General features: G+C 66.6%; 23 protein-coding genes and 1 pseudogene. 10 read left to right on the top strand and 14 right to left on the bottom strand.

What is annotated here, in order from left to right:
- Positions 1-81 precede the first annotated feature (81 nt).
- Positions 82-1,383, top strand: coding sequence for a dienelactone hydrolase (locus tag GRZ55_RS15425; protein WP_246734786.1), 1,302 nt, complete (start codon positions 82-84; stop codon positions 1,381-1,383).
- Here the strand turns inward: GRZ55_RS15425 and GRZ55_RS15420 are convergent.
- A complete protein-coding gene (locus GRZ55_RS15420; protein WP_169287835.1) occupies positions 1,361-2,212 on the bottom strand; it encodes a helix-turn-helix domain-containing protein in 852 nt (283 codons plus the stop codon). The two genes, GRZ55_RS15425 and GRZ55_RS15420, sit on opposite strands and share 23 nt — an antisense overlap.
- A 92-nt stretch (positions 2,213-2,304) precedes the next feature.
- On the opposite strand from GRZ55_RS15420, the gene GRZ55_RS15415 reads away from it, so the two are divergent.
- On the top strand, positions 2,305-3,528 hold the full coding sequence (locus GRZ55_RS15415; protein WP_368856627.1) for an MFS transporter: 1,224 nt from the start codon (positions 2,305-2,307) through the stop codon (positions 3,526-3,528).
- A gap of 128 nt (positions 3,529-3,656) precedes the next feature.
- Positions 3,657-3,815 (top strand): DUF3309 family protein, encoded by a 159-nt coding sequence (locus tag GRZ55_RS15410; protein ID WP_169287834.1) that lies wholly within the window; start codon positions 3,657-3,659, stop codon positions 3,813-3,815.
- 180 nt (positions 3,816-3,995) lie between these two features.
- Here the strand turns inward: GRZ55_RS15410 and zigA are convergent, their stop codons facing one another.
- The 4 genes from zigA to GRZ55_RS15390 form a co-directional block, all read right to left on the bottom strand.
- The gene (zigA, locus tag GRZ55_RS15405) at positions 3,996-5,219 is read right to left on the bottom strand and encodes a zinc metallochaperone GTPase ZigA (protein ID WP_169287833.1); all 1,224 of its coding nucleotides are present in this window, start codon (positions 5,217-5,219) and stop codon (positions 3,996-3,998) included.
- Between the two features lie 170 nt (positions 5,220-5,389).
- Positions 5,390-7,072: a copper resistance protein CopC gene (locus GRZ55_RS15400; protein ID WP_169287832.1), complete on the bottom strand. Its 1,683-nt coding sequence runs from the start codon at positions 7,070-7,072 to the stop codon at positions 5,390-5,392.
- A gap of 54 nt (positions 7,073-7,126) precedes the next feature.
- On the bottom strand, positions 7,127-7,651 hold the full coding sequence (locus GRZ55_RS15395; RefSeq protein ID WP_169287831.1) for a YcnI family protein: 525 nt from the start codon (positions 7,649-7,651) through the stop codon (positions 7,127-7,129).
- Between the two features lie 51 nt (positions 7,652-7,702).
- The gene (locus GRZ55_RS15390; RefSeq protein WP_169287830.1) at positions 7,703-8,245 is read right to left on the bottom strand and encodes a hypothetical protein; all 543 of its coding nucleotides are present in this window, start codon (positions 8,243-8,245) and stop codon (positions 7,703-7,705) included.
- A gap of 147 nt (positions 8,246-8,392) precedes the next feature.
- Here GRZ55_RS15390 and GRZ55_RS15385 point away from each other — a divergent pair, with 147 nt between their 5' ends.
- Positions 8,393-8,920: a histidine phosphatase family protein gene (locus GRZ55_RS15385; protein WP_169287829.1), complete on the top strand. Its 528-nt coding sequence runs from the start codon at positions 8,393-8,395 to the stop codon at positions 8,918-8,920.
- Between the two features lie 87 nt (positions 8,921-9,007).
- Positions 9,008-11,941: an excinuclease ABC subunit UvrB gene (gene uvrB, locus GRZ55_RS15380; RefSeq protein ID WP_169287828.1), complete on the top strand. Its 2,934-nt coding sequence runs from the start codon at positions 9,008-9,010 to the stop codon at positions 11,939-11,941.
- Between the two features lie 50 nt (positions 11,942-11,991).
- Here the strand turns inward: uvrB and GRZ55_RS15375 are convergent, their stop codons facing one another.
- On the bottom strand, positions 11,992-13,209 hold the full coding sequence (locus GRZ55_RS15375) for a hypothetical protein (protein WP_169287827.1): 1,218 nt from the start codon (positions 13,207-13,209) through the stop codon (positions 11,992-11,994).
- A gap of 143 nt (positions 13,210-13,352) precedes the next feature.
- Positions 13,353-14,189, bottom strand: coding sequence for a hypothetical protein (locus tag GRZ55_RS15370; protein WP_169287826.1), 837 nt, complete (start codon positions 14,187-14,189; stop codon positions 13,353-13,355).
- Between the two features lie 303 nt (positions 14,190-14,492).
- On the opposite strand from GRZ55_RS15370, the gene GRZ55_RS15365 reads away from it, so the two are divergent.
- Complete coding sequence (locus GRZ55_RS15365; protein ID WP_169287936.1) at positions 14,493-14,963, top strand: GFA family protein; 471 nt, start codon at positions 14,493-14,495, stop codon at positions 14,961-14,963.
- A gap of 304 nt (positions 14,964-15,267) precedes the next feature.
- On the opposite strand, the gene carB is transcribed toward GRZ55_RS15365, so the two are convergent.
- Positions 15,268-18,765: a carbamoyl-phosphate synthase large subunit gene (gene carB, locus GRZ55_RS15360; RefSeq protein ID WP_169287825.1), complete on the bottom strand. Its 3,498-nt coding sequence runs from the start codon at positions 18,763-18,765 to the stop codon at positions 15,268-15,270.
- Between the two features lie 234 nt (positions 18,766-18,999).
- Here carB and GRZ55_RS15355 point away from each other — a divergent pair, with 234 nt between their 5' ends.
- Positions 19,000-19,188 (top strand): hypothetical protein, encoded by a 189-nt coding sequence (locus tag GRZ55_RS15355; protein WP_169287824.1) that lies wholly within the window; start codon positions 19,000-19,002, stop codon positions 19,186-19,188.
- A gap of 7 nt (positions 19,189-19,195) precedes the next feature.
- On the opposite strand, the gene GRZ55_RS15350 is transcribed toward GRZ55_RS15355, so the two are convergent.
- A complete protein-coding gene (locus GRZ55_RS15350; RefSeq protein WP_246734784.1) occupies positions 19,196-19,747 on the bottom strand; it encodes a type ISP restriction/modification enzyme in 552 nt (183 codons plus the stop codon).
- A 166-nt stretch (positions 19,748-19,913) separates the two neighbouring features.
- Here GRZ55_RS15350 and GRZ55_RS15345 point away from each other — a divergent pair, with 166 nt between their 5' ends.
- Entirely contained in the window at positions 19,914-20,270 is a 357-nt protein-coding gene (locus GRZ55_RS15345; protein WP_169287822.1) for a hypothetical protein, read from the top strand.
- A gap of 286 nt (positions 20,271-20,556) precedes the next feature.
- Here the strand turns inward: GRZ55_RS15345 and GRZ55_RS15340 are convergent.
- From GRZ55_RS15340 to GRZ55_RS15330, 3 genes and pseudogenes are all read right to left on the bottom strand, one after another.
- Positions 20,557-21,342, bottom strand: a pseudogene (locus GRZ55_RS15340) (D-alanyl-D-alanine carboxypeptidase family protein); the annotation flags it as partial.
- 224 nt (positions 21,343-21,566) lie between these two features.
- On the bottom strand, positions 21,567-22,565 hold the full coding sequence (locus GRZ55_RS15335) for a serine hydrolase (RefSeq protein ID WP_169287820.1): 999 nt from the start codon (positions 22,563-22,565) through the stop codon (positions 21,567-21,569).
- Positions 22,566-22,646: 81 nt separating this feature from the next.
- The gene (locus tag GRZ55_RS15330) at positions 22,647-23,441 is read right to left on the bottom strand and encodes a lytic transglycosylase domain-containing protein (RefSeq protein WP_246734783.1); all 795 of its coding nucleotides are present in this window, start codon (positions 23,439-23,441) and stop codon (positions 22,647-22,649) included.
- Positions 23,442-23,592: 151 nt separating this feature from the next.
- Between GRZ55_RS15330 and GRZ55_RS15325 the strand changes: the two genes are divergently transcribed.
- Positions 23,593-24,126 carry a methylated-DNA--[protein]-cysteine S-methyltransferase gene (locus GRZ55_RS15325; protein ID WP_169287819.1) on the top strand — a complete coding sequence of 178 codons (534 nt, stop codon included), beginning with the start codon at positions 23,593-23,595 and terminating at the stop codon, positions 24,124-24,126.
- A gap of 72 nt (positions 24,127-24,198) precedes the next feature.
- Here GRZ55_RS15325 and GRZ55_RS15320 read toward each other — a convergent pair whose 3' ends face one another.
- On the bottom strand, positions 24,199-24,414 hold the full coding sequence (locus tag GRZ55_RS15320; protein ID WP_169287818.1) for a hypothetical protein: 216 nt from the start codon (positions 24,412-24,414) through the stop codon (positions 24,199-24,201).
- Between the two features lie 441 nt (positions 24,415-24,855).
- On the opposite strand from GRZ55_RS15320, the gene GRZ55_RS15315 reads away from it, so the two are divergent.
- Entirely contained in the window at positions 24,856-25,095 is a 240-nt protein-coding gene (locus GRZ55_RS15315) for a DUF1344 domain-containing protein (protein ID WP_169287817.1), read from the top strand.
- Between the two features lie 67 nt (positions 25,096-25,162).
- On the opposite strand, the gene GRZ55_RS15310 is transcribed toward GRZ55_RS15315, so the two are convergent.
- Positions 25,163-26,380, bottom strand: coding sequence for a mandelate racemase/muconate lactonizing enzyme family protein (locus GRZ55_RS15310; RefSeq protein ID WP_169287816.1), 1,218 nt, complete (start codon positions 26,378-26,380; stop codon positions 25,163-25,165).
- Positions 26,381-26,392: the final 12 nt, after the last annotated feature.

Here is a 26,392-nt window from a genome sequence, read left to right as displayed (position 1 = left end):
AAGCGCACCAAGTTGGAGAGGCGTGGTCTTCCTGTCACACGGACGGGCGAGGCTGGGCAGAGATTGCATATGAGGAACGACATGAAAAAGACACTGGTGGCCATCTGCGTGGCCGTTTTCACAGGCGGGACGGCCATGGCGGAAAATCGCATCGACATCGTGCGTCCGGATGCACCGGCGCTGGCCGCCTTCGGCCCGCACGCCGTGGGCGTGGTCACGCTGGACCTGGTGAACAGCGACCAGGTCGACATCGTCAATGTCGTCGAGGGTGGGGACCATCCCCGCTACGATCGGGAACTGACGGTGGAGGTCTGGTATCCCGCCGCGGATGGAACCGCGGCTGAAGGCAGCTACGACATCGAACTTCGCGACGGCGAGACCACGGCCACGATCCGCGGGCGCGGCGTGCGCGATGCGGACCCTGCCGCCGAAGGGGATTTTCCGCTCGTGATTCTCTCGCACGGCTATCCCGGCAACCGGTTCCTGATGGCGCATCTGGCCGAGAACCTCGCCAGCAAGGGCTACGTCGTCGCGGCGATCGACCATCGTGATTCGACCTATTCCGACCAGACGGCTTTCGGCTCCACCCTCGTCAATCGCCCCCTCGACCAACTGTTCGTGCTTGCCGAGATCGACCGGCTTTCGGGCGAGGATGACGGCATTCTCGCCGGTCTCGTCGATGTGGAGCGCACCGGCATCGTCGGTTATTCCATGGGCGGCTACGGTGCCATCGTTGCGGCCGGCGGCGGCGTCACGGAGGCCAGCACGGCCTATGAGTGGGGCGCCCGCGACGGCACGCTGCGCCGCCACATTGCCGGTTCCGACGAACACGCTGCAATGCTTGACGAGCGGGTTCGCGCGGTCATCGCCATCGGTCCGTGGGGCATGAACACCGGTTTCTGGGACGCCGACGGGCTGTCGGGCCTGCGGGCGCCGATAATGCTGATGGCCGGCAGCATCGACGACGTCTCGGGCTACGAGAACGGCATTCGCCGCATCTTCGAGGAGACGGCAGGCGTCGAGCGCTACCTGCTGACTTTCGAGAACGCCAACCACAATGCGGCCGCGCCCATCCCGGCACCGGCCGAATCCTATGCCCATTCCGAAACGCTCGGCTGGTCGCCCTTCGACCATTATGCCGACCCGGTCTGGGATACGGTGCGCATGAACAACATCGCCCAGCACTTCGCCACGGCCTTCCTCGATCTTCATCTCAAGCAGGATGAAGAGAAGGCAGGCTATCTCGACCTCATCGAGGATGGGTCCGCCGGCGTGGCGGCGCTCGACGACAATGGCGAGCCCGAAGACGGGCACACCTACTGGCGCGGTTTCGCGTCGGGCACGGCGGTCGGGCTGACTTTCATGCGGGGCGGCGAGGAGTAGCCGTCTCGGCCAGTTGGGCGCCGCGCAGATAGGCGCGCGGCGCCATGCCCAGCATGCGCTTGAACATGGTGATGAAGGCCGGCACGCTTTCATAACCGAGGTCGAGGGCGACCGTGGTGATCGGCTCCCCCTCGGCCAGCCTCGGCAAGGCGGCGAAGAGGCAGGCCTGCTGGCGCCATGCGGAAAGCCCCAGCCCGGTTTCGCGCGCGAAGGCACGGGTGAAGGTCCGCCGGCTCATTCCCGAACGCTCGGCCCAGTCATCGATGGTTGCCCGGGCGGACGGGGCGCCCAGGAACCCGCGGCAGAGAGCGACAAGCCGGGCGTCCGAAGGCATTGGCAGGCCAAGCGGGCGTTCCGGCAGATGCGCGATCTCGGCGACAAGCAGTTCGAGCAGCAGCGTGCGGCGGCGGTCTTCGGCCTCGACCGGCCCCATCGCCACGGCTTCGATCAGCAGGCTGCGCATCAGATCCGACATGCCCATGACCCGAAGCGCCGTGGGCAATCGCGCGCTGGCGTCCTCGCGCACATAGACCGACCGCATGCTCACGTCGCCCAGCATCTCGACGGAGTGCACGACGCCGGCGGGAATCCACATGGCGTGGTCGGGCGGCACCATCCAGCGGCCCGCCTGCGTGGAGACAGTGACGACCCCCGCAAGCGCGTGCAGCAACTGCGCCCGCCCGTGACGGTGCGCGGTCACCTTGTGGCCGTCGGGATATTCGCCGGCGAGCGTCACGGCGGGCTCACGCGAATCCTCGATCGCCGCCAGGCGCCCGGCAAGCGCTTCAGTTTCCAGAAATGGCGGGGCGACGTGTAACGATTCCGCCATGAATGTGGCCCAGTTGCGAAACTGTTAGACCAAATCACGAAAGTCATTCGCCGGCAATGCGCCTATAGCGCGTTCGATACCGGAGTTTTCACGTGACCGACACCACCGCCAAGCCCGTCCTCGCCGCCGAGAACACGGCATTCACCGTGCTTTTCGCCCTCAGCTTCTGCCACATGCTAAACGATGTGATGCAGTCGCTGATCGCGGCTATCTATCCGATGCTGAAGGACGACTATCACCTGTCCTTCTGGCAGATCGGGCTTCTGACCATGGCCTTCCAGGTCACCGCTTCGGTCCTGCAGCCGCTCGTGGGGCTCTACGCCGACAAGCGGCCCCTGCCCTATTCGCTGGCCTTCGGCATGGGCTCGACCATGCTGGGCCTGCTGATGCTGGGCTTTGCCACGCAATACGAGATGCTTCTGGCGGGGGCGGCATTGATCGGGGTGGGCTCGGCGATCTTCCATCCGGAAGCCTCGCGCGTGGCCCGCATGGCGTCGGGCGGGCGTTTCGGCCTCGCCCAATCCGTGTTCCAGGTCGGCGGCAATGCAGGCACGGCCATCGGGCCGTTGCTCGCGGCCTTCATCGTGGTGCCGCGAGGGCAGGAGAGCGTGGGCTGGTTTTCGCTGATGGCCCTTCTCGGCATGGTCGTGCTCTGGCAGATCGGCAACTGGTATATGCGCTATCTGCGGCGCAACGCCACCCGACCCAAGCCCTCACGAGAATTGCTTCTCTCGCGCAAGCGCATCGTCTGGGCGCTCGTGGTGCTGATCACGCTGGTCTTCACCAAGCACATCTATATGGCCGCCTTCACGAGCTACTACACCTTCTTCGTCATCGAGCGTTTCGGGGTGACGATCCAGGAATCGCAGCTGCTGCTGTTCCTCTTCCTGGGGGGTGCTGCAGCGGGCGTCGTCATCGGAGGACCGTTAGGAGACCGTTTCGGCGCGAAGACAGTGATATGGATCTCGATCCTGGGCGTGCTGCCCTTCGCGCTGGCGCTGCCCTTCGCGAACCTCTTCTGGACCGCTTCGTTTTCGGTTCTGATCGCGGTGATGCTCTCCTCGGCCTTTCCCGCGATCATCGTTTTCGCGCAGGAACTGATCCCCGGACGCGTGGGCATGGTGGCCGGCATATTCTTCGGCCTGGCCTTCGGGCTCGGTGGAATTGGCGCGGTGGCGTTGGGCGTGCTGGCCGACGCACAGGGCATCGATTACGTCTACCGCCTGACCTCCTACCTGCCGTTCCTGGGGTTGCTGACCGTGTTCCTGCCCGACCTGCGCAATGGCCAGGCCGAAGCGCGCCCGATGCGTTCCTGACCGCCCATGCATGCCGGGATACCGGCTGAAGCATGGCACAAGGAAGGCGGCAATGAGGTCGACGGAGGAACCTTTCCCCGTGCCGAGCATTGAGAAGCCGCAATCACACCTGCGTGAAGGAGACACAAATGGGCGTTGGCACGATACTTCTCATCATTCTCATCCTGCTTCTGATCGGAGCCATCCCGGCATGGCCCCACTCGCGCGGCTGGGGATACGGTCCCTCCGGCATCGCCGGTGTGGTCCTGATCATCGTTCTGATCCTGCTTCTGACCGGTCGGATCTGACGGAATCGTCCTGCGCGCCGTCGTCTCGCGACTCCGGCGCGCCGATTCCTTGCGTCTTCACCGAGCGCGGGCCGGCGTAGCCCAGCTTGGGATGGCACTCGCAGTCGATATGCGCGGCAGCCTTCGGGTCGCGCAATGCCGACACGAAAGTGCCGACAGCCCATTTCAGATCGTCGAACTTCATGCGGCGTTCCGCTCCCAGTCCGGGAAGGGATCATCAAGACCGCGCCAGTTCTCGGGCAGGAATTCCTCGTCCTCCACCAGACAGGCGTCGAGTTCCGCACGGATGCGAACCTCGTTCATCTGCTGGTTGCCGATGAAGACCAGTTCCTGCCGACGATCACCCCAAACCGGATCGATATAGGCCTCCATCACGGCGTGAAAGTCGGGATGATCGGGCCAGCGATGCTTCGGCACCGACGACCACCAGCGGCCGCGCCGGCCCGTCCGCACCAGCGCGCCGGCCTGGCTGAGTTCGCCCACGTGGTGCGGTCGCGTGGCCAGCCAGAAAAAGCCCTTCGCGCGGATCACGCCCGGCCAGGACCGATCGATGAACGCCTGGAGTTTCGTCGGGTCGAAGGGGCGCCGTGCCCGGTAGACGAAGGAGCGGATCCCATATTCCTCGGTCTCGGGCACATGATCGGCGAAGCCGTTCAGCTCCTTGTACCAGAGCGGATGCTGGGCGGCCTTCTCGAAATCGAAAAGCCCCGTGTCGAGAACCTGATCCAGGGGCACGCGCCCGAAATCGGTCTCGATGATGCGCGCATCGGCATTCAGCGCCCGCACGATGCTTCGTGCCTGCTTGAGTTCGCCCGCCTTGGCATCGGTCACCTTGTTGAGCACGATGACATCGGCGAATTCGATCTGCTCGACGAGAAGATCGACAAGCGCCCGGTCATCGCCCTCCCCGGCTGTCTCGCCGCGGTCACGCAGGAAATCGTGCGAGGCGTAATCCTTGAGCAGGTTGGCCGCGTCGACCACCGTCACCATCGTGTCGAGCCGCGAAATGTCGGAGAGGCTCTGCCCCGCCTCGTCGCGGAAATCGAAGGTCGTGGCGACCGGCAGGGGTTCGGCGATGCCGGTACCCTCGATCAGCAGATAATCGAACCGGCCTTCCTGCGACAGCCGCCGGACCTCCGCCAGGAGATCGTCGCGCAGGGTGCAGCAGATGCAGCCATTGGTCATTTCGACCAGCTGCTCCTCGGTCCGCGAGAGATCGGCGCCGCCCTCGCGCACCAGGGCGGCATCGATGTTCACTTCGCTCATGTCGTTCACGATGACGGCGACGCGGCGGCCCTCGCGATTGTTGAGCACATGGTTGAGAAGCGTCGTCTTTCCGGCGCCGAGAAAGCCCGAAAGTACGGTGACGGGGAGGCGTTTCGAAGGTTGGGTCTGGTCGAGCATGAGCCTCGCTTTCGGAAAAAGGTCGTGCGGCATCCCGAAGGGCCACCGCCCGATCTCAGAGCGAGATACGTAATGTTATTACATTAGTCAATATGGCCGTGGCCCGGTCGCGCCGGAGAGCCTCGCCCAGGCCGGGCCTGCCGGTCAGCCAACAATCGCCGACATCACGGCTAGTCGATCTCCACCTCGAAGCCGAAGATCGGCTTGTCGAAATCCGTCACCAGCGCATCGATACGGATCTGCCACGTGCCGCCGATCGCCATGTCGGACGTCGTCAGCGCGTAGTCATCGTCGCCGGGCGCGAGCTGGCGCGTCGCAGCCTCGATGCCCAGTTCGGCCGCGGAAATCCGTGCCTCGACCTCAAGTGCCTCGATCGGATTGCCGTCCGCGCCCCGCAGCGCAACGGACATCGTGTTGCGACCCGCTCGCGCGGGCGACAGCCGCATCACCGCCGTCGTGCCGCGGACCGTCAGTTCCCGGACAATCACGGAGGGCTGGTCGTGGTCTTGAGAATGGCCGTGCTCATGGCTGTGCCCATGGTCATGGCCATGACCGGACATCTCATCATGAACGGTCGCCGACAGCCCGCGCGGCGGCGTATTGAAGCCGAGCAGGGCGGTGAGAACCATGACCATGCCGACCAGCCCGATCTCGAGGCGGATATTGCGGATCAGCCGGCGGGCCGCCGAAGCGTCGCCTGCCGCCAGCAGATGCGTCAGGCCAGCCTTGTTCTGGATGGCGATCGACATCAGGCCGGCGACGAGAGCCAGCTTGGCGGCCAACACGAGACCGTAACTCGTCTGCCAGAGCGCGGCCAGACCGCGCATCTGAAGGACGCCGAGGACCGTGCCCGCCGCGACCAGCAGGACGACGGCGACGACCGCGCGGCCGGAAAAGCGTTCCAGCAGGCGCGCTGCCGTGCCGGTTGGAAGCCGGCGAACCGCAAAGAGCAGGGGCGGCAGCGATCCGACCCAGAAGGCAGCCACGACGACGTGCAGCATGACGGCGGGCGCGGTCAGCAAGCGCGGTTCCGACGTCGCCGCATGGCCCGCCATGCCGAGCGGCAGCATCGCCAGCAGCGCCACGATCGCCGCCGCCTGACCTGGCGCGGCGCGGCGGCATGTCGCCGCCAGGAAGAAGAGCATGACCGCGCTGGCCAAGAGCGCCCCGCCGATCGGCGTCGCCAGGCTGGCGATCCAGAGCGAAGGGCTCAGCATCTCCGAGGGAGCCGCCGCCAGCAGCAAGCCGCCCTGAAGGTAGATGCCGATCAGGCCCGCAATTCCGCCCGTGATGGCGGCGACGCGGACGACCCGCGATGCATGGGCTGTCACTTCATGCTGGTCGCGGGCCACGAGGATAGCGAACCAGGCGCCACCGGCCGCCACCAGCAAAGCAGCGAGATAGATTGCCCTGAAGCCGGCAGCGGCCACGACCCAGCCGCGCGCTTCCTGCTGGGCGGCGGGCACAGCCTCGCCCGACCACGCTTCGGGAAACGCACCGACAGCGAAGCGGAAGGAGCCGCCGACCGGATGCGAGTCGGCGGAAATGACCCGCCAGGTCACGATGTACCCGCCTGCGGGCAGTTCACCGTCGAGGGGCAACGCGACCCGCTGGTCGATGGCACGGGCGGCATCCGTGTCGGCAAGCGTTCGGCCCGACGCGTCGAGCAGGCGAAAGATCACGGGCCGCACGGCCTCGTTGAAGCCGATGGTGATCCGGTCCGGCGCGACATCAAGGACGCTATCCGCGGAAGGCTCGGTTTCGAGCAGCACCGCATGCGCCAGGGCAAGGCGCGGCGCAAGCGCCAGCACCAGGAAAAGCAGCAGGCTTGCGACACGGAGAGGGCAGCGCATGTCGGTCCTCCAGCGTGAAACGGAGCGGCGCACGAAACGCCGCTCCGTCCGCCGTCAATTGGGTGCGGTGAGCGTCACCCGGGGCGCGGGATAGTCCAGGTCGCGGGCGCTCTGGCCTTCGGCCGGGATCTCGATCCAGCGATCGGCGCCTTCCTCACATTCCTGCACGGCGGGGAAATAGACCGTCTCGCCAGGTGTGTTCGGCAGCCGGACACGGACGACGAACTCGTCATAATGCGCGTCGAGCAGACGACCGCCCGTCCAGTGGATTTCCGACACACGGGTCGTGATGGTGTTGCCGTGGCTGTCGGTGATCGGCTCGGCCAGCTCTTCCGTCACCGCTTCGACTTCCCAGCCCCATTTGGGCTGCGGCTTGGCACCAGTGACGCCTTCGGGAATCTGCAGCCGGACCGCGATGGTGGGAGAGCCGCTGCAGCCATGGGGCGTGCGCAGGACGACCTTGTAGTAGGAATTGGCGGGCGCCTGCTGGACCTCCAGCGTGGCATGGGCGTGCAGGGCATTTGCGGACAGGCCGAGGAAGGCCGCGCACAGCGCAGCCGAAGTGATCGTTCTGATCATGACAGTCTCCGATAAATTGATGTGGTCTGGCGGCGCGCGAAGCGCCGTTGCTCAGGCCACGATCGGCGGAGCGCGGGGCTGGACTGGGCTGAAATGCTGCGAAGACGGTCGCTCGACGGCATCGGCGACCGGCAGGGGTGCCTGGTATCGGACACGGCCAGACAGGATGACGGGGTCCGGTGCCACCAGGGCCGTGGCCGCCTTGGCGAGGCTGCAGACCGGACAGCGCGGCATGTCGTGGCTGGAATGGTCCGCCTCGTGATCCGCGCCAGCGGACTGAGCATCATCGGCGGCGGCGTGATGATGGACATGCGCCCCGTGGTCGTGGCCGGCCGCATGACGAACATGATGATGCGCGTGCGGCTCATCGGTCGGGCTGGCGGGCTTTTCGGCCGCGCCCCCGACCTGCGCCAACTGCATCTGAAGCATGTGGCCGTGATGGACCGGGATCGCGAAGACAAGCGCGGCCATCGCCATGAAGGCGCCAGCGAGGGCGATGCGTCTCAGGCGATTTTCCAATCGGGCAACCAGCGCGTCATGCGTGAAGTTGTCGCGACCATAGTCGGGTGCCGGATGGCTGGCTACCGGCGACATGCCCCTGCGACAAGCAGGCGCAATGCGCGCCAACGCACGGCGAGGCGGTGGCTTGCGGGACGCGCCATGAAAGATCATCCTGCGCCGATGTCTCGGCACCACGCCCCATCGGGATTATGTCCGGCCCAGCCGCGGACCCGCCGCTGAATGGCGACGCGCACGCTCCTCCTCCTGCGCCACGCCAAATCCAGCTGGGACGATGCCGGACTTGCCGATTTCGACCGGCCGCTCGCGCCGCGCGGACTGAAGGCCGCGCCGCTGATGGGAGAAGAGATGGCGCGCCGGGGCTGGCTGCCTGACCTTGTCATCGTCTCGCCGGCGGCAAGGACCCGGGCCACCTGGACGCTGGCGGCGCCATGCCTGCCCGACCTTCCCGAGGCCGTCTTTCCGGACCGGCTCTACATGGCGGGCCCGGACGACCTGCTGTCCCTCGTGAGCGAGACGCCGGGGCAGATCGGGACACTGCTCGTGGTGGGCCACAATCCGGGGATGGAGGAGTTCGCAACGATGCTGGCGAGCGTGCAGTCCGATCCTTCCGCGCTGCGGCAGATGCGGGCAAAATTTCCCACGGCCGCGCTGGCACGGTTCGAATGGCAGGGGGAATGGGACGGTCTGGCTCCGGCCGCGGCGCGGCTGACGCATTTTCTCCGACCCAAAGACATCGCGCGCTCCTGACAACGCCCCGTCAGGAGGGTCGGCAAATCGATCGCCGCGCGCCGACCGGCCTTCCAATCGCCGCGAAGCCTCTCCATATTGCCCGCGATGACATCCCGATCGAGCAAGACCCCCGCGCGGCAGAACGGCCGCGACGCTTCCGACGCCGAAACCTCCGGCTTCGGGGAAGCGCCGCAAGCCGATTTCGAAGGCGCGCCGCTGACGGGCCCGGTTTCCGACTGGGCGCGCCAGATCGCCGCCGAGGCCGAGCACCCCTCCCCGGACCTTGGGTCCGACCCTCCCCATCGAGGGTCGGGTGAGCGCGGCGCGGCTCGCTCCACCTCCCCCTCCGATGGGGGAGGTCGTCGCGCAGCGACGGGAGGGGGTGAAAAGGCCAAGCCCGCCAAGAAGATCCCCGCCCGATCCGCCGCGCCGAGCAAGACCGCGCGCGGCACCTCGATGGGCGGCGCGGCCTCGCCGAAAGAACGCGCCGCGGCCGGCCTCAATCCGGTGGCCGGCATGGACATCGCGCTGGAGGATGCGGCCGGCCTCGACAATTCCGGCGTCACCGCCACGGTGGCGGCGCTCTCGCGGCTGATCGAAAGCGGCGACCCCAATCTGAAGGGCGATGGCTGGGTGCCGCACCGGCCCGAACGGCCGCAGAAATCGGAAGGGGGCATCCCCTTCAGGATGCAGACCGAATACCAGCCAGCCGGCGACCAGCCGCGCGCCATCGCCGATCTCGTCGCCGGCATCGACGAGAACGAGCGCACCCAGGTGCTGCTCGGCGTCACCGGCTCGGGCAAGACCTTCACCATGGCCAAGGTGATCGAGGAGACGCAGCGCCCGGCCCTCATCCTGGCGCCCAACAAGACGCTGGCCGCGCAGCTCTATTCGGAGTTCAAGAACTTCTTCCCCGACAATGCGGTGGAGTATTTCGTCTCCTATTACGACTACTACCAGCCCGAGGCCTACGTGCCGCGCTCGGACACCTATATCGAGAAGGAATCCTCGATCAACGAGCAGATCGACCGCATGCGCCACTCGGCCACGCGCTCGCTGCTGGAGCGCGACGACGTCATCATCGTCGCCTCGGTGTCCTGCATCTACGGTATCGGCTCGGTCGAGACCTACACCGCCATGACCTTCCAGATGGAGGTCGGCGACCGCATCGACCAGCGCCAGCTGCTGGCCGATCTCGTGGCGCAGCAATACAAGCGCGCCGATGCCGGCTTCGCGCGCGGCTCGTTCCGCGTGCGCGGCGACACGATCGAGATCTTCCCCGCCCACTTGGAAGACGCAGCCTGGCGCGTCTCGCTGTTCGGCGACGAGATCGAGCAGATCACCGAATTCGACCCGCTGACTGGCCAAAAGACGGGCGAGCTGAAGAGCGTCAAGATCTACGCCAACTCGCACTACGTGACGCCGCGGCCGACGCTGAACCAGGCCACCAAGTCGATCAAGGAAGAGCTGAAGCACCGGCTGGTCGAGCTGGAGAAGGCGGGCCGGCTGCTGGAAGCCCAGCGGCTGGAACAGCGCACGCGCTTCGACCTCGAGATGCTGGAGGCGACCGGCTCCTGCGCCGGCATCGAGAACTATTCGCGCTATCTGACCGGGCGCCGTCCGGGCGACCCGCCGCCGACGCTGTTCGAATACGTGCCCGACAACGCCATCGTCTTCGTCGACGAGAGCCACGTCACGATTCCGCAGATCGGCGGCATGTATCGCGGCGATTTCCGGCGCAAGGCGACACTGGCCGAATACGGCTTCCGCCTGCCGTCCTGCATGGACAACCGGCCGCTGCGCTTCGAGGAGTGGGATGCCATGCGCCCGCTCTCGGTCGCCGTCTCGGCCACCCCCGGCAACTGGGAGATGGAGCAGGCGGGGGGCGTGTTCGCCGAACAGGTGATCCGGCCGACCGGCCTGATCGACCCGCCGGTCGAGGTGCGCCCGGCCAAGGCGCAGGTCGACGACGTGCTGGGCGAGATCCGCGAGACCGCGGCCAAGGGCTACCGCACACTGTGCACCGTCCTGACCAAGCGCATGGCCGAGGACCTGACCGAATATCTGCATGAGCAGGGCGTGCGCGTGCGCTACATGCATTCCGACATCGACACGCTGGAGCGCATCGAGATCATCCGCGATCTCAGGCTCGGCGCCTTCGACGTGCTGGTCGGCATCAACCTCCTGCGCGAGGGGCTCGACATTCCCGAATGCGCGCTGGTGGCGATCCTGGACGCCGACAAGGAAGGGTTCCTGCGCTCGGAGACATCGCTGGTGCAAACCATCGGCCGCGCGGCGCGTAATGTCGACGGCAAGGTGATCCTTTATGCCGACAAGATCACCGGATCGATGCAGCGCGCCATGGACGAGACCGCGCGCCGCCGCGAGAAGCAGGTCGCCTGGAACACCGCCCACGGCATCACCCCGGAATCGGTCAAGGCGCGTATCTCCGACATTCTGGATTCGGTCTACGAGCGCGACCATGTGCGCGCCGACATCTCCGGCATCACCGGCAAGGGCGAGATGGTGGGCGCCAATCTCAAGACGCATCTCCAGCATCTGGAAAAGGAGATGCGCGACGCCGCCGCCGATCTCGACTTCGAGCGTGCGGCAAGGCTGCGCGACGAGATCAAGCGGCTGCAGGAGACGGAACTCGCCATCGCCGACGACCCACTGGCGCGCGACGTGGGCGTGGAGAACACCCAGAAGAGCCGGCGCGACGCGGCCAAGGGGCGCGGCGGGAAGCCGAAGGCCGCGCAGGGCGGCCCGCTCTTCGCCAAGCCGGAGCTCGACGACATGGGCCGCTCGGGCGATTACGCCACCCCGGCGGGCAACACGCTGTTCCGCAAGAACACGCTGGACGAGATGACGGTCGGGCGCACCGAAAAGCCGACCGGCAAGGCGGTGCCGCCGAAACCGCAGGCCGAGGACCCGGCCATCGTGAAGCGCCACCGCGCCGGCGCCGGCTCCTACGAGGACCCGGCAGACGAGCGCAAGAAGAAGCGCCGCCCCGGCAAGACGGGACGGCCCGGACGGTAAAAGAGCAGGCGCCGCCATGCCTCAGCATCGCGGCGCCCCGATCTCCCCGCCTATTCGGCGGGAACCATGCGTGCCGGCACTTTCGGCTCCTCGGCCACCAGCTTGGCGTTGAGCTTCCAGTAGACCTGGATGGTCTTGAGCTGCAGCACGACCAGCGGCAGGTAGAGCGCGAAATAGACCGGCGAATAGGCCTCCACCAGGCCGATGCCGACCAGCCCCGGATTGATGAAGAAATTGGCGAAGACGAACAGCGCCACGCCGGGGCAGATCAGGGCGAAGGACCCGGGCGAGCGGCCTTCGCCGGCGATGTAGTGCTCGAAATAGCCGAAGCGCTTCATCACCGCATAGCCGATCAGGCCGAAGACCAGCTGCAGGGCGAGCAGGAAGGTGAGGTAGGAAAAGACCGAGCCCGGCGCCCATGCGACGCCGAAATTATGCATCAGCGCCATGTTGAGCCGGTAGATCGCGATGCCGGCCACGGTGACGAAGGGAATGACGATCCACAGGGTCGGCGCGGTCTCCTTGTCGGCCTTGTTCTCCATCATGGCGCGGAAGCCGAGCACCAGCATGATGGCGCCCATGACCAGCGCCGCCGTGACGAAGAATGCGGCACCCATGAAGGCGATGGCCGAGGTGACGAGGTTCTGGCTCATGGCGGCCGAAGCCGAAAAGCCGACGCCGACCATGGCGAGCGCGAAGACCGACAGCATCTGGCCCAGCGAATTGTTCTTGGCGCAGGAAAAGCCGCCTTCCGTCAGCACGCGGCCGAGAAAGCCGGTGAAGATGCGCAGCGCATGGACGCCGATCGCCGCGAAGGCGAGAATGGCGAAGGGGAAGAGATATTCGGCGATGCCCCACAGGCCGGGCACGAAGACCGCGCCCGCGATGAAGGCGACATTGACGGACATGGCCAGCGTCAGCGGCACCACCATCAACTGGCTCTCGGCATTGCCCTGGCGAAAGGCCGCATAGGCCTCGCTCTGCTTCCACGCCGCGGCCTGGCGCAGATTCCAGACCAGGAGCCGCACATGGGTGACGGCGAAATAGAGGAAGGCCAGAAGGCTGACGACGATCATCGCCTGCATCGCCATGCCGCCCTCCTGGAAGGCGGCGAGCAGGCTGGCGAAAGTTGGGATGGGCTGGCCGGGGCGCGGCGTCATCCACATCAGATACATGAAGAAGGAGACGGCGAGACCGCCGGCGCCGAGGCTGGACAGGAAGTAGAGCGGCGAATAGCGTTCGCCCTTGGGCTGCGAAGCGAGTCTCATCGGATCCTCCATTAATATTCGTATCAACGTATATGCGCATCTATGCATGTACGCAATACGAGGTGGCGGAACGGATTGTCGCAGGCCGGATCATGGCGGCCTGCCCCGATGCCCGGCGCGCCGAAAGCGGCCTCGCCCGCGCCTCAGGACGTGTCGGGCCTGTCCAGCGCGTGGAGGGCGAGCGCATGGGCATGGGCGAGGATCTCGTCGATCTCGCGGATGTTGCCGACAGGGGCGGCGGCGGGATCATAGCGGGCGAGCCTTCCGCCGGGCGGCCGGGTCCGCCGGATCGGCAAGCGGCTTGGCGCCGGCCCCGCACGGCGCCGGGCGCTCAGCCGAACATACCGCCTGGCCTGCCCGGGCAGATCGTCGAGCGCGGCAATGAGCGCCGCCAGGCGCCGGGTCAGGCCTTCGGCGCCGACACGATCGCCGGGCGAGGGCCGCGGCGGCAGCGGCGCCGGCTCCGTGACGCCCGGGACGCAGATGCGCGGGGCGGAATGTGTGGGCACATGGCGGGCGCGCGACGGGCCGGGATGGCGCGGCGGATCGAAGAGGGGAAGGCTGAGGCGTCGCGGAGCGGAGGGCGCCCCCGGCGCCCCCYCCMCCATGCTTCGCATGGTCCCCCTCCCCCGTGAACGGGGGAGGATCGCGGAGAGGTCGGCGGGCGCCATTGTGACGGCGATGCCGAAGCGGCGCAGCAGCGGTTCGAGGGGCGCGGGCTTCGGCTCCGTGTTGCGCACCGGCGCCGGCACGACCAGGCCGTGGGCGGCCGCGATGATCAGCCGCCGGGCGGCGGATTCGGCCGGGCGGAGGATTTTCAGGATGGCACACCAGAGAATGCGGGGGATGGTCCTTCGAGGCCCGGCATCAGTGGGCACCTCAGGATGAGGACCGTCGGCGAACCCGGCCATGTCGACCAGCCCCGCGACGATGCGCTTCAGCGCCGCCCGGTTCGCCTCGATTGCCAGAGTTCCGTCCATCGCCGCCTCCCTTCGTGTCAGGCCGGGGGGAGTATGGGGGAGGTGCATGGGGGTGTGGATAAGTGGAAGTTCGAAACATTCCACTGCGTCATCCTCGGGCTTGACCCGAGGATCCAGGCCCGAACGGAGACGAAGCGCGGAGCGATGCAGAACGGGCACCCTTCGCCCGCCGCCTCGCGCGGCCGCATTTTTCAGGCATGGATCCCAGGGTCTGCGCCTCCGCTCACGCTTCGGCTCCGCCCTGGGATGACGAAGGTGGAGTGGCTGCGGGAATCGCGCTAGGGTGCCGCAGCACAGGAGACGATCATGCCACCATCCCTTCCCCTTTCCGGCTCATGCCGCTGCGGCCGGGTCGAAATCCGCGTGTCGAAGCCGCCGATCGCCACCAGCGCCTGCCACTGCCGCGGCTGCCAGAAGATGTCGGCCAGCGCCTATTCGCTGACCGCGATGATCCCGGCCGACGGCTTCGAGGTGACGAAGGGCGAGCCGGTGATCGGCGGGTTGCACGGGCCGGACATACTCCATTATTTCTGCCCGTACTGCATGAGCTGGATGTTCACGCGGCCGGAAGGCATGCCCTTCGTCAATGTGCGGCCGACCATGTTCGATGACACCGGCTGGTTCCGCCCCTTCATGGAGACCTATACCAGCACCAAGTTGGCATTCGCGGAAACAGGGGCGGTGCGGAGCTTTGCGGAGTTTCCGGCGATGGAGGAGTATGAGGGGCTGGTGGGGGAGTATCGGGCGTGGGCAGCTGCCGGCGCTGACGGGTAAGGCGAGGGTCTCTACCCCCCTTGTGGGGAGGTCGGCGGACGCCAGGCCGCCGGGTGGGGGTTTCTTCACCGTCGCGACCCCACCCGACGCTCCGCGTCGACCTCCCCACAAGGGGGAGGTAGGGGGGGCCGCCATGCCCGCCATCCACTGGACCTTCAGATCCGCCCGAAGGCGGACCGGGCTCTCACCGTTCGTCGCTTCAATCGACGATTAATCGGCCTTCGGCCTACCGCTCCATACCCCTCATCCGACCTCGCTTCGCGAGGCCACCTTCTCCCACAAGGGGAGAAGGGGTGGTCGGTGCCTACCCGAAATAGCTCTGCAGCGGGCGGACTTCCAGGCTGCCGGCCTTCAGCGCCTTGATGGCCTGGGCCACCGCCTTCATGCCCGACAGGGTGGTGTAATAGGGCACCTTCTGCATGAGGGCGGCGCGGCGGAGCGATTTGGAGTCGGAGACCGCCTTCTGGCCGTCGGTGGTGTTGAAGACCAGCTGGACCTGGCGGTTGCGGATGGCGTCCTCGATGTGGGGGCGGCCTTCCAGAACCTTGTTGACCTTTTCGGCCGCAATGCCGTTTTCGGCCAGGAAACGCTGGGTGCCACTCGTGGCCAGCACCCGGAAGCCGATATCGGCCAGCATCTGGACGGCCGGCAGCACACCCTTCTTATCCTCGTCGCGCACCGAGACGAAGACGGTGCCCGAACGCGGCAGGTCGACGCCGGCACCCAGCTGCGCCTTGGCAAAGGCCATCGCGAAATCGCGGTCGAGGCCCATCACCTCGCCGGTCGACTTCATCTCGGGGCCGAGCAGCGTGTCGACGCCGGGGAAGCGGGCGAAGGGGAAGACGGCTTCCTTGACCGCGATGTGGCCGAGATTCTTCAGGTCCGGGCGCGCGCCATAATGCGACCAGGCGCCGTCGAGGCTCTCGCCGGCCATGATGCGGGCGGCGATCTTGGCGATCGGCTTGCCGATGGTCTTGGCCACGAAGGGCACGGTGCGAGACGCGCGCGGGTTGACCTCGAGCACATAGACCTCGCCGTCCTTGACGGCGTATTGCACGTTCATCAGCCCGCCGACATGCAGCGCTTTTGCCAGCGCCGCCGTCTGGCGCTCGAGTTCGGACACGAGCTCGGGCGACAGCGAATGGACGGGCAGCGAGCAGGCCGAATCGCCCGAATGGATGCCCGCCTCCTCGATATGTTCCATGATGCCCGACACGTGGACATCGGTGCCGTCGCACAGCGCGTCGACATCGATCTCGGTGGCCTCGGTCAGATAGGTGTCGAAGAGCAGCGGGTTCTTGGACAACAATGTGTTGATCTGGCCGGTCTTGTCGGCCGGGTATTTCTGGCGGATCTCCTCGGGCACCAGGCCCGGCACCACGTCGAGCAGATAATTCTGCAGCATGGTCTCGTCATGGATGATCTGCATGGCGCGGCCGCCCAAAACGTAGGACGGGCGCACGACCAGCGGGAAGCCGAGCTCGGAGGCCACGACGCGCGCCTGCTCCACCGAATAGGCGATGCCGTTCTTCGGCTGCTTGAGGCCGAGCTTGACGAGCAGCTTCTGGAAGCGGTCGCGGTCTTCGGCCAGATCGATCATGTCGGGCGCGGTGCCGAGAATCGGGATGCCGGCCTTTTCCAGCGCGTCGGCAAGCTTCAGCGGCGTCTGGCCGCCGAACTGCACGATGACGCCGACGAGCTCGCCCTTCGCCTGTTCGGCACGCAGGATCTCCAGCACGTCCTCGTCGGTCAGCGGCTCGAAATAGAGCCGGTCGGAGGTGTCGTAATCGGTCGAGACGGTCTCGGGGTTGCAGTTGACCATGATGGATTCGTAACCGGCTTCGGCAAGCGCGAAGGCGGCATGGCAGCAGCAATAGTCGAACTCGATGCCCTGGCCGATGCGGTTCGGCCCGCCGCCGAGGATGACGACTTTCTTGCGGTCCGAGACCTGCGCCTCGTCGGCCAGCATGCCTGCAAAGGGCGTCTCGTAGGTGGAATACATATAGGCCGTGGGCGAGGCGAATTCGGCAGCACAGGTGTCGATGCGCTTGTAGACCGGGTGGACGTCGAGGTCGCGGCGCAGCTTCGCCACGGTCTCGGCCGACGTGCCCGACAGCGAGCCCAGCCGCGCATCGGAAAAGCCCATGGTCTTCAAAAGCCGCAGGTTCTGGGCGTCGCCCGGCAGGCCGTGCTCGCGCACGCGCGCCTCCATGGCGATGATGGCCTCGATCTGCTCCAGGAACCACGGGTCGATCTTGCACATGGCATGCACGTCGGCAAGCGGCGTGCCCATGCGGATGGCCTGCGCGACCATGCGCAGCCGGTCGGGCGTGGGCGTGCCGAGGGCGGCGCGGATGGCGTTCCTGTCGTCGCCACTGTCGCCCGCCGCGCCCAGGCCCGGGATCTCGATCTCGTCGAGACCGGTGAGCCCGGTTTCGAGCCCGCGCAGGGCCTTCTGCAGCGATTCGGCGAAGGTGCGGCCGATGGCCATGACCTCGCCCACCGACTTCATGGCCGTGGTCAGCACATTGTCGGCGCCGGGGAACTTCTCGAAGGCGAAACGCGGGATCTTGGTGACGACATAGTCGATCGAGGGCTCGAAGGAGGCGGGCGTGGCGCCGCCGGTGATGTCGTTGTCGAGCTCGTCCAGCGTGTAGCCGACGGCAAGCCTGGCAGCGACCTTGGCGATCGGGAAGCCGGTCGCCTTGGAGGCGAGCGCGGACGAGCGCGAGACGCGCGGGTTCATCTCGATGACGACGAGGCGGCCGGTCTCGGGATTGACGGCAAACTGCACGTTGGAGCCGCCGGTTTCCACCCCGATCTCGCGCAACACCGCGATCGAGGCGTTGCGCATCATCTGGTATTCCTTGTCGGTCAAGGTGAGCGCCGGCGCCACGGTGATGGAATCGCCCGTGTGCACGCCCATCGGATCAAGGTTCTCGATCGAGCACACGATGATGCAATTATCCGCGCGGTCGCGGACCACCTCCATCTCGTATTCCTTCCAGCCGAGCACCGATTCCTCGATGAGGACTTCGGTGGTGGGCGAGGCGTCGAGACCGGACTGGATGATGTCGAAAAATTCGGCGCGGTTATAGGCGATGCCGCCGCCGGTGCCGCCCATGGTGAAGGAGGGGCGGATGATGGCCGGCAGGCCGATTTCTTCCAGCGCCTGGGCCGCGATCGCCATGGCATGCGCCATGTAGCGCTGCTTGCGGTCGCCCTCGCCGAGATTCCACTCGGTTTCCAGGTCGTCGAGCGCGGTGTCGAGTTCGTCGCCGGAGAGCTTTCCGCGCAATTCGACCCGCGCGGCCTCGTGCTTGCGCCGGTCCTCGTCCTTCACGGCCGATGCGTTGGCGAGCATGGATTTCGGCGTCTCCAGCCCGATGCGCGCCATCGCCTCGCGAAACAGCGAGCGGTCCTCGGCCATGTCGATGGCCTCGGCATTGGCGCCGATCATCTCGACATTGTAGCGCTCCAGCACGCCCATGCGGCGCAGCGACAGGGCGGTGTTGAGCGCGGTCTGCCCGCCCATGGTGGGCAGCAGCGCGTCGGGGCGCTCCTTGGCGATGATCTTGGCCACCACTTCGGGCGTGATCGGCTCGATATAGGTCGCATCCGCCAGCTCGGGATCGGTCATGATCGTGGCCGGGTTCGAGTTGACCAGGATGATGCGGTAGCCTTCCGCCTTCAACGCCTTGCAGGCCTGGGTTCCCGAATAGTCGAACTCGCAGGCCTGGCCGATGACGATGGGTCCGGCCCCGATGATCAGGATCGACTTGATGTCTGTGCGTTTGGGCATGGTGTCTCTGGCGCTTGCGCGGACAGCCGGAACGGTCGGCCCGTCCGGCGCGCGAGGAGTGAATCTTTCTGGCTAGGCGCGCCTTATAGGGGAGGATGCTGGCTTGGGGAAGAGGGGATCGGCCCCGTCCACGGCGCAGACGCGGCGGGCCGGCGCGGGCCCCGCACAGGAACCGCCGCGGCACGACCCGCGTTCTTCAATCGCAGATCGCACTCACCCGCGGAGGAGAACACCATGGGCACCGAAAACGCACCGACGGAAAAGGGCAAGAAGGCCTCGAAGGGCCTGCACGACAGCGCGCATGACGAGGAACGCAAGGTCGAGGCCGAAAAGGGCTCGCACCTGAAAAAGGGCGAGGAGCGTTTCGACGAACGCTCGCGCTCTTCGGACGGGAAGGGCGTGGAGGAGAAGCAGGAGGAGTGAGCGGCGGCTAGCGCCGCGCGTTCTTCATGGCTTGCGTGATCGCCACCGTTTCGACGCTTGCGCGGGTCACGCGGGCGATCAGGTCGATCACCTTTTCCTTGTAGTCGGCGAAGCGATAGGTGTTGAATTTCTCGCGGATCGTCGGATCGCGCGGGGTCTTTTCCTTGTACTGATCGAGAATCCAGTCGAGCCCGGAACGGTTGCCGAGCCGGTAGTCCCAGGCCTCGGCCGGGATGCCGGTCAGCTGCGTCTCGGTGTCGAGGCGGATCGTCCCGTTGTCGCGCTCGGCCTTGAGGATCGCGCGCAGCGCCACGCCCGCTTGCCGCGCCTTTTCGTCCGGCTCGTCGAGCCGTTCGATCGGCCAGGGCTCGACCTCTTCATAGCCGATATGCAGCGCCATCAGCCGCTCGCCCCATTCAGCCCAGGCCCAAAAGTCCGGATAGAACGGAATGCGCGGGAATTCGCGCTTGAGGTTGATCGCGTATTTTTCGCGATAGACCGGGTCGTGCAGCGGCGCGCGCCGACGCCTCCCGCGCGCGGCTTCGTCCGGCGGGGGCAACCCGCCTGCCCGCCGATACAACCTGAAATACCTGTCCATCCCACTTTACACTTTAAAATAGAATTATGCCGCCAAAGTTGCTATGGGTTGTGGCGTGGCCGGGAGCAGATCCGAGCCACGCAAAGTCCCCGAACATGCGCTTAACAACCCTTGGAGGAGTGGTGACATGGCGACGTATCACGAGTTCGACCAGAAGGCGGTTGCATCCGCCCTCGAGGCCGCCCGCGGCCATTACGATCAAGCGGCGCTGCTGAAGAGCAACGAGGTGAACCCCGTCGATGACGGACATCTGAGCATCAGCGGCGGCTGCATCTCGGTGACGGTGGAGGGCGGCAAGGTCTGCGTGAACCTGCCGCTCGGCATCGGCAGCATCTGCGTGCCGATCCCGCCGATCTTTCCCGACGGCACGGCCGCGCAGGCCTGCATCAGCATCTGCACGACCTGGGGCATTCCCACGGGCGTGAGGCTGACCGTCAGCATCGCCGGGCAGACGATCATCAACAAGACGTTCCTGAAGTGCTGACCGCGTGAGCGGGCGGCGGGCACCCGGCCCGCCGCCGACTTTGCCGAGCGCAGCCTCAGCGCCGACCCAGCGCGTCGCGCACGCGGCTTTCACCCGGCAGGGAGGATCCGGCCGCCCGGGCCGGCATCGCGTAGCCGGTGTCGGAGGTCCGCACATCGACCGTGGTCGCCGCGGTGGCGGGGGGCGTGGGCTTGGCGACCAGCACCGGGCCTTCGTCGCGGATGCGGAATTGCGGGGCTTCCATCGCGTCGGGCATCACATGGACTTTCGCCACGCGCGGGCGGAAGGCCGGGCGCTCGACGATGAGGTCGGCCGACTTGACGGGGGACGCCTGCGGCAGGTGCTCCACGATGAGTTCGGCCATGTGGTCGTCGCGGCTGGCGCCGGTCTGGCCGCCCATGACGACGGCCACGATGCTGCGCCCGTTCAGGCGCACCGAGGAGACCAGGTTGAAGCCGGAGGCCCGGGTGAAGCCGGTCTTGATGCCGTCCACGCCGGTGACGCGGCCGAGCAGGCGGTTGTGGTTGCCGATGGTCTGGCCGGCGAAATTGAACTCGCGCGTCTGGAAATAGTGGTAGCGCTCGGGGAAATGCTCGCGGATGGCATAACCCAGCACCGCCATGTCGCGCGCGGTGGTGACCTGGCGCTCGTCCGGCAGGCCGTGGGCGTTGTGGAAGATCGTGTCGTTCATGCCGAGCTGCCTGGCGCGAGCGGTCATGAGGCGGGCGAAATTCGCCTCCGTGCCGCCCAGCATCTCGCCCAGCGCGGTCGCCATGTCGTTGGCCGAACGGGTGACGAGCGAGCGGATGGCGTTTTCCACGGTGATCAGGCTTCCCGCCCGCATGCCGAGCTTGGAAGGCACTTCGGCCGCCGCGTTCTCGCTGACGGGAATCGGCGAGGCCAGCGTGACGCGGCCCGATTCCAGCGCCTCGAAGACCATGTAGAGCGTCATGATCTTGGTCAGCGAGGCGGGAAAGCGCGTCTCGTCGGAATAGCGCTCGAACAGCACCTCGCCGGTATTGGTATCCCAGACATAGGCGGCGTATTTCGGATTGGACTGGGCCGGCTGCATCGCCAGGACGGCGAAGAGCAGCGCCAGGAAAGGGAGGAGGATGCGCGGCAAGGCGCGCCCCGTCTCGCGACGGGGAAAAAGAGGCTGGGACAAGGCATTACCCATCTTCTGATGAAACCGCCGCGACGCGCTGGTGCGTTCGATGCCCAGCCGACCGGCTCAGGCCCCTCTCTTGCGCCGTTTTGTGTCGATAGTTTGATCGAAAGCGGCCGTTGCCGCGGCAGCTATCGCACGGCCTGGATGATCTCGCCCAAAAGCGCGTGCAGATCGCCGCGGTGGCCGCTGCGCCCGGCCGGCGCGTTCTCGTCGGAAGTCATGGCGACCGTGAGTTCCAGTTCCGGCACGACATAGACCATCTGGCCGCCATAACCCCAGCCGTAATAGACGTCGGCACCCGCGATCCGGCGCGTGAACCAGCCATAGCCGTAGCCGTCGCCGGTGAAGCGCGAGGCGGTGCGGGGCTGGAAGGACTGCTCGATCCACTCCTCCGACAACAGCCGCGTGCCGTCGCGCGCGTGCCCGCCGGTGCGGTAGATCTCGCCGAAGGCCAGCAGCGAGCGCGGCGTCATCGCCATCTGGTTGCCGCCCAGATAGATGCCCTGCGGATCGCGGTCCCAGCCGGCGATCGAAAATCCGTCCTGGCCGCCGAGCCAGTCGCGCGCCAGCTCCAGCGTGGAGCGGCCGGTCTGACGGGTGAGGATGGCCGACAGGAGATGCGTGGAGCCGGTCGAATAGAGCATGGCGCCGCCAGGCTCGTCGTCGAAGGGCATGGCGAGGGCGGCGCGCACCCAGTTGCGGCTCGACACCCAGCGCCCGTAATTGGCCCCGGAGGTGCGACCCAGCCCGGCCTGCATGGACAAAAGGTGCCCGACGGTGATGTCGGCCAGGCGCGGATCGCCATTGTCGGGAAGGTCGGATGCGAGCAGCGGGGCGATCGCCTGATCCGGCCCTTCCAGCACGCCCTTGTCGATGGCGATGCCCACCAGCGCCGAGACGACGGATTTGGAGGCCGACTTGATATTGGTGGGACGGTCGGGCGAACGGCCGCGATAGCCCTGCGCGGCGACCGTCTCGCCCTCATGGGCAACGACGACCGTATGCAGGGGCTGCAGCCGCTCGGCGTCGTCGAGGATTTCGGCGAGGCGATCCTCCAGACCGACCGCACGCGACGGCGAGGCGAGGACGAGGAGGAGGGAGAAGGCGAGAAGGGCGGCTCTGGTCATCAGGGGCAACTAGGCCGCGCTTCGGGCAGGACAAAGGCCAGCGCGCGGCCGGCCCCTGATTTCACGCCAAAGTGAAAGAGCTCAGGGCCTCAGCCCCGTCTCGTGCAGGATGCCCTTGCGCCGCGCATCGTAATAATAGCCGCGCTGGTAGAGCCGGATGGCCCGGTCCTGATCGAAATCCGCCGTCAGATAGGCGCCGCGCAGATAGCGCACCGCGTAGTTGAGGTTGGTCTCGGCATCGAGCAGGCCTTCGGGCGCACCGCGATAGCCCATGGATCGGGCGGTGTCGTGGCGGATCTGCAAGAGACCCCAATAGATGCGGTTGCGCGCGGCCGGGTTGAGCGTGCTTTCCTTGTGCGCCAGGCGCCGCACCAGTTCGACGGGCAATTCGTAATGCGCGGCATAACGCGCGATCAGGGCGTCCAGCTCGGGACTGCGCGCGGCAACCGGGCGCGGCGTCACGCTGGAGACCGGGTGGATGGCGCGCACCCGCGGGGCATGGGCGGCGGCCGCACTGGTCGCCGCGGCGATAGCCTGGACGCCGCTGGGCGTCGGGCCGGCATAGGCCGCGGCCATCACCGGCGCGGTATCGGTCGCGATCGTGGCGGGTGCTTCGGCGGCCCGCTCGGCCGGAATCAGCGCGAGTTCCTGCGGCAGGTCGGTCTCGCCCGCCTCGGTTTCGGCCATATCGGCCACCGCTTCCTCGGCCGTAGCATCTTCGGCCACCGTTTCCTCGGCTGCCTCGCGCTCGGCTTCCGCCTCGGCGGAGACCGCTTCCATCTGGGAGGCGAGATCGAGACCGCTGGTCGTGCAGGCCGAAAGGCCAAGAGAAATCGCCAGTGCAAGAGGCCCGGCAAGCATGCGTATCGTGGACAAGGCTGTCCCCTCGTTCAGTTTCGCATATCCCCCGCGAAATCCCCGATTAGCCGAAGCGGGGCGTGGCGGCAACCCGCTTTCACGCCGGGGCCGATGGCGGGCTTCGCCACCGGCCCGCAAAATGCTAGGATTCAGGCATGATGAGACGCAGATGAACTCCACCATCTTCGACACCGCGATCGGCTATTTCGGGCTCGCCTGGGATGAGAACGGCCTGGGCCGGCTGGTGCTGCCGGAACGCGATTCTGCCGTCGTGGTGGCGCGGCTGGCCGAAACACGTCGCGTTATTCCTGAGGGCTGGGTGGCGGAGCTCGTGGGCGAGATAAAGCGCTATGCTGAGGGCGAGGCGGTGGGTTTCGACCGCTTTCCCGTGCAGTTCGGACCGGCCGCCGCTTTCGACAGGGCGATATGGCTGGCAACGCGCAGCCTGGCGCATGGCGAGGTGACGACCTATGGCGCGCTGGCCGAACGTGCCGGCTATCCCGGTCAGGCGCGACCGGTCGGCGCGGCCCTCGGTCGCAATCCGGTGCCGTTGGTGGTGCCCTGCCACCGGGTGCTGGCGGCGGGCGGCCGGCTGGGCGGGTTTTCAGCGCCGGGCGGCGCGAGCGCCAAGGCGAAACTGCTGCTGCACGAACGTGCGGACACGGCCCCGGCCCTTCCCGGCCAAGGCTCGTTCAGCTTTTGAGATTGTCGCGATACAGGAAGGAGAGGCGGGCGACGGCCCGCTGGGCGGCGCGATGTTGCGGCCACGCCGTGATCAATGGCCGAGGCCGGCATCCACCAGATAGAGAGGCTGGCGGCGGCCGTGAATATAGGCGTCGATCACCCGCTCCTTTACCGCGCGGCGGCGTGCATGTTCGCTCTTGGCGAGGCCGAGTTCGGCGCAGACGGCATCGACTGCCGATTTCACCTCGGCGCGCTCGCGCGGGCCGAGTTCGGCGGCAAGGCAACTCTCTGTCGAGACAGGAATCATGGCTTTCCTCCTTGCTTGTCCCGCAGCCCTTTCCCGAGCGTTCCGGAACTTTCGGATGATACGGGGTAAAGTGTCAAAAGACGCAATCATGTCCATCACGTTTGGAGTCCGCCTGACATGTTGAGCGAATTGTCTTTCAGCCCGGTCCGACGAAGTGATCGGGCAAATCGCCTGGCTCAAGCCTTCGTGATCGAAAAAGACGCTTGCCGGTGCCGCGCGGGCATGCGCGCAAACCCTTGATTTTGCGGAAGCGGCCTTCGCAAATCAGCGCCATATCGCACATTGGGGCAAAATTAAGCCACTGAATATGTTGAGAAAATACACCAAAGGTGATTTGGCCGCAGCGATCCGATCGCCTAGGTCTCGGGTGTCTCCGAGGCCGGTCCGCCATCCCACTCAGCACCGGTCTCGGGGACAGACAACATGCAAAGGAGCAATCCAATGAAGAAATTTGTCGCCACCCTCGCCGCCTCCGCCGCCATGATCGGCTTTGCCTATGCCGGAGAGGCGGAAGGCACGGTCGCGTCGGTGGACGCCGAGACCAGCATGATCACGCTGGAGACCGGCGAGACCTTCGTGGCCCAGGACGGCGTCGACATCGGCATGATCGCGCCGGGTTCGCAGGTGCGCATCACCTATGACGACGACACGATGGAAGCCACCGACGTCGAGGCCATGTAGGCGGCATCGCTTCACCTGGTTGACTGGGCCGGTCCTGCAAGGGGCCGGCCTTTTTTCTGCGTGCGGCTCAGGGATCGAGCGGCCGGGCCGCCATCTCGAGATGCAGCTGCGGTCCGTCCCAGGGATGCGCCTCGCAGACCGCCTCGTCGAGTTCGACGCCGAGGCCGGGTTCCTCGGACGGGATCACGTGACCATCCTGCCAGCCGATCTTGTTCTTCAGAAGTTCGGCGTGGAAGCCGTCCCACTGCTTCAGCGATTCCAGGATCAGGAAGTTGGGCAGGGTGAGCGCCAGCTGGATGTTGGCTGCGCCCACGATCGGCCCGCAATAGCAGTGCGGCGCGATCTGAATGTGATGCGCCTCGGCCATGGCGGCGATCTTCTTTGTTTCCAAAATCCCACCGGAGCGGCCGAGATCGGGCTGCAGGATGGAGGCCGCGCGCTGCTCGATCACCCGGGCGAATTCCCATTTGGTCGTCAGCCGCTCGCCGGTGGCAATGGGGATGGAGGTCTGGCGCGCGACCAGCGCCATTTCCTCGGGCATGTCGGGCGGCACCGGCTCCTCGAACCAGAGCGGGTCGTAGGGCTCGATGGCGCGCGCCATCCTGAGCGCGCCGGCCGGCGTGAACTGGCCATGCGTGCCGAACAGGATGTCGCAGCCGGTGCCCACCGCCTCGCGGATGGCTGCCACCATACGGGCCGACAGGTCGATATCGACGAGGCGCGGCTGGTGGCCGTCGAAGGCGGTGTAGGGGCCGGCCGGATCGAGCTTCACGGCGTCAAACCCCTGCGCGACATAATCGAGCGCGCATTGCGCGGCCATGTCGGGGTCGTTGTAGACGTTGCGCGAGGGGTCCTCGACCTCGTCGACGAAAGCGCTGCCCGAAGTGGGGTAGAGATAGGTGTAGGACCGCAGGGTCTCGTGCACCCGCCCGCCGATGAGCTTGTGCACGGGGCGGCCCGCCTCCTTGCCGATGATGTCCCAGCAGGCGATTTCAAGTGCCGACACGCAGCCCATCATGGTGATGTCGGGGCGCTGCGAGAAGCCGGACGAATAGGCACGGCGGAAGAAGGTCTCGATGTCGTGCGGGTCGTGGCCGACCAGATAACGCGCGGCGACATCCTCGATCAGGCGCGCGGTCAGATGCGGGTCGAAGGTGGCGTTGTAGGCCTCGCCGTAGCCCACGACACCGCCATCGGTCGTCAGCCTGACGAAGATGAAATAGCGTCCGCCGATGCCGGGCGGCGGGTTGCCGACGACCCAGGTCTTCACGTCGGTGATCTTCATGGACGTCCCCCC

Origin of the sequence: Chelativorans sp. ZYF759 (assembly GCF_012911015.1) — a bacterium.
Taxonomy (GTDB): Bacteria; Pseudomonadota; Alphaproteobacteria; order Rhizobiales; family Rhizobiaceae; genus ZYF759.
This window is presented reverse-complemented; position numbering and strand designations above follow the sequence as displayed.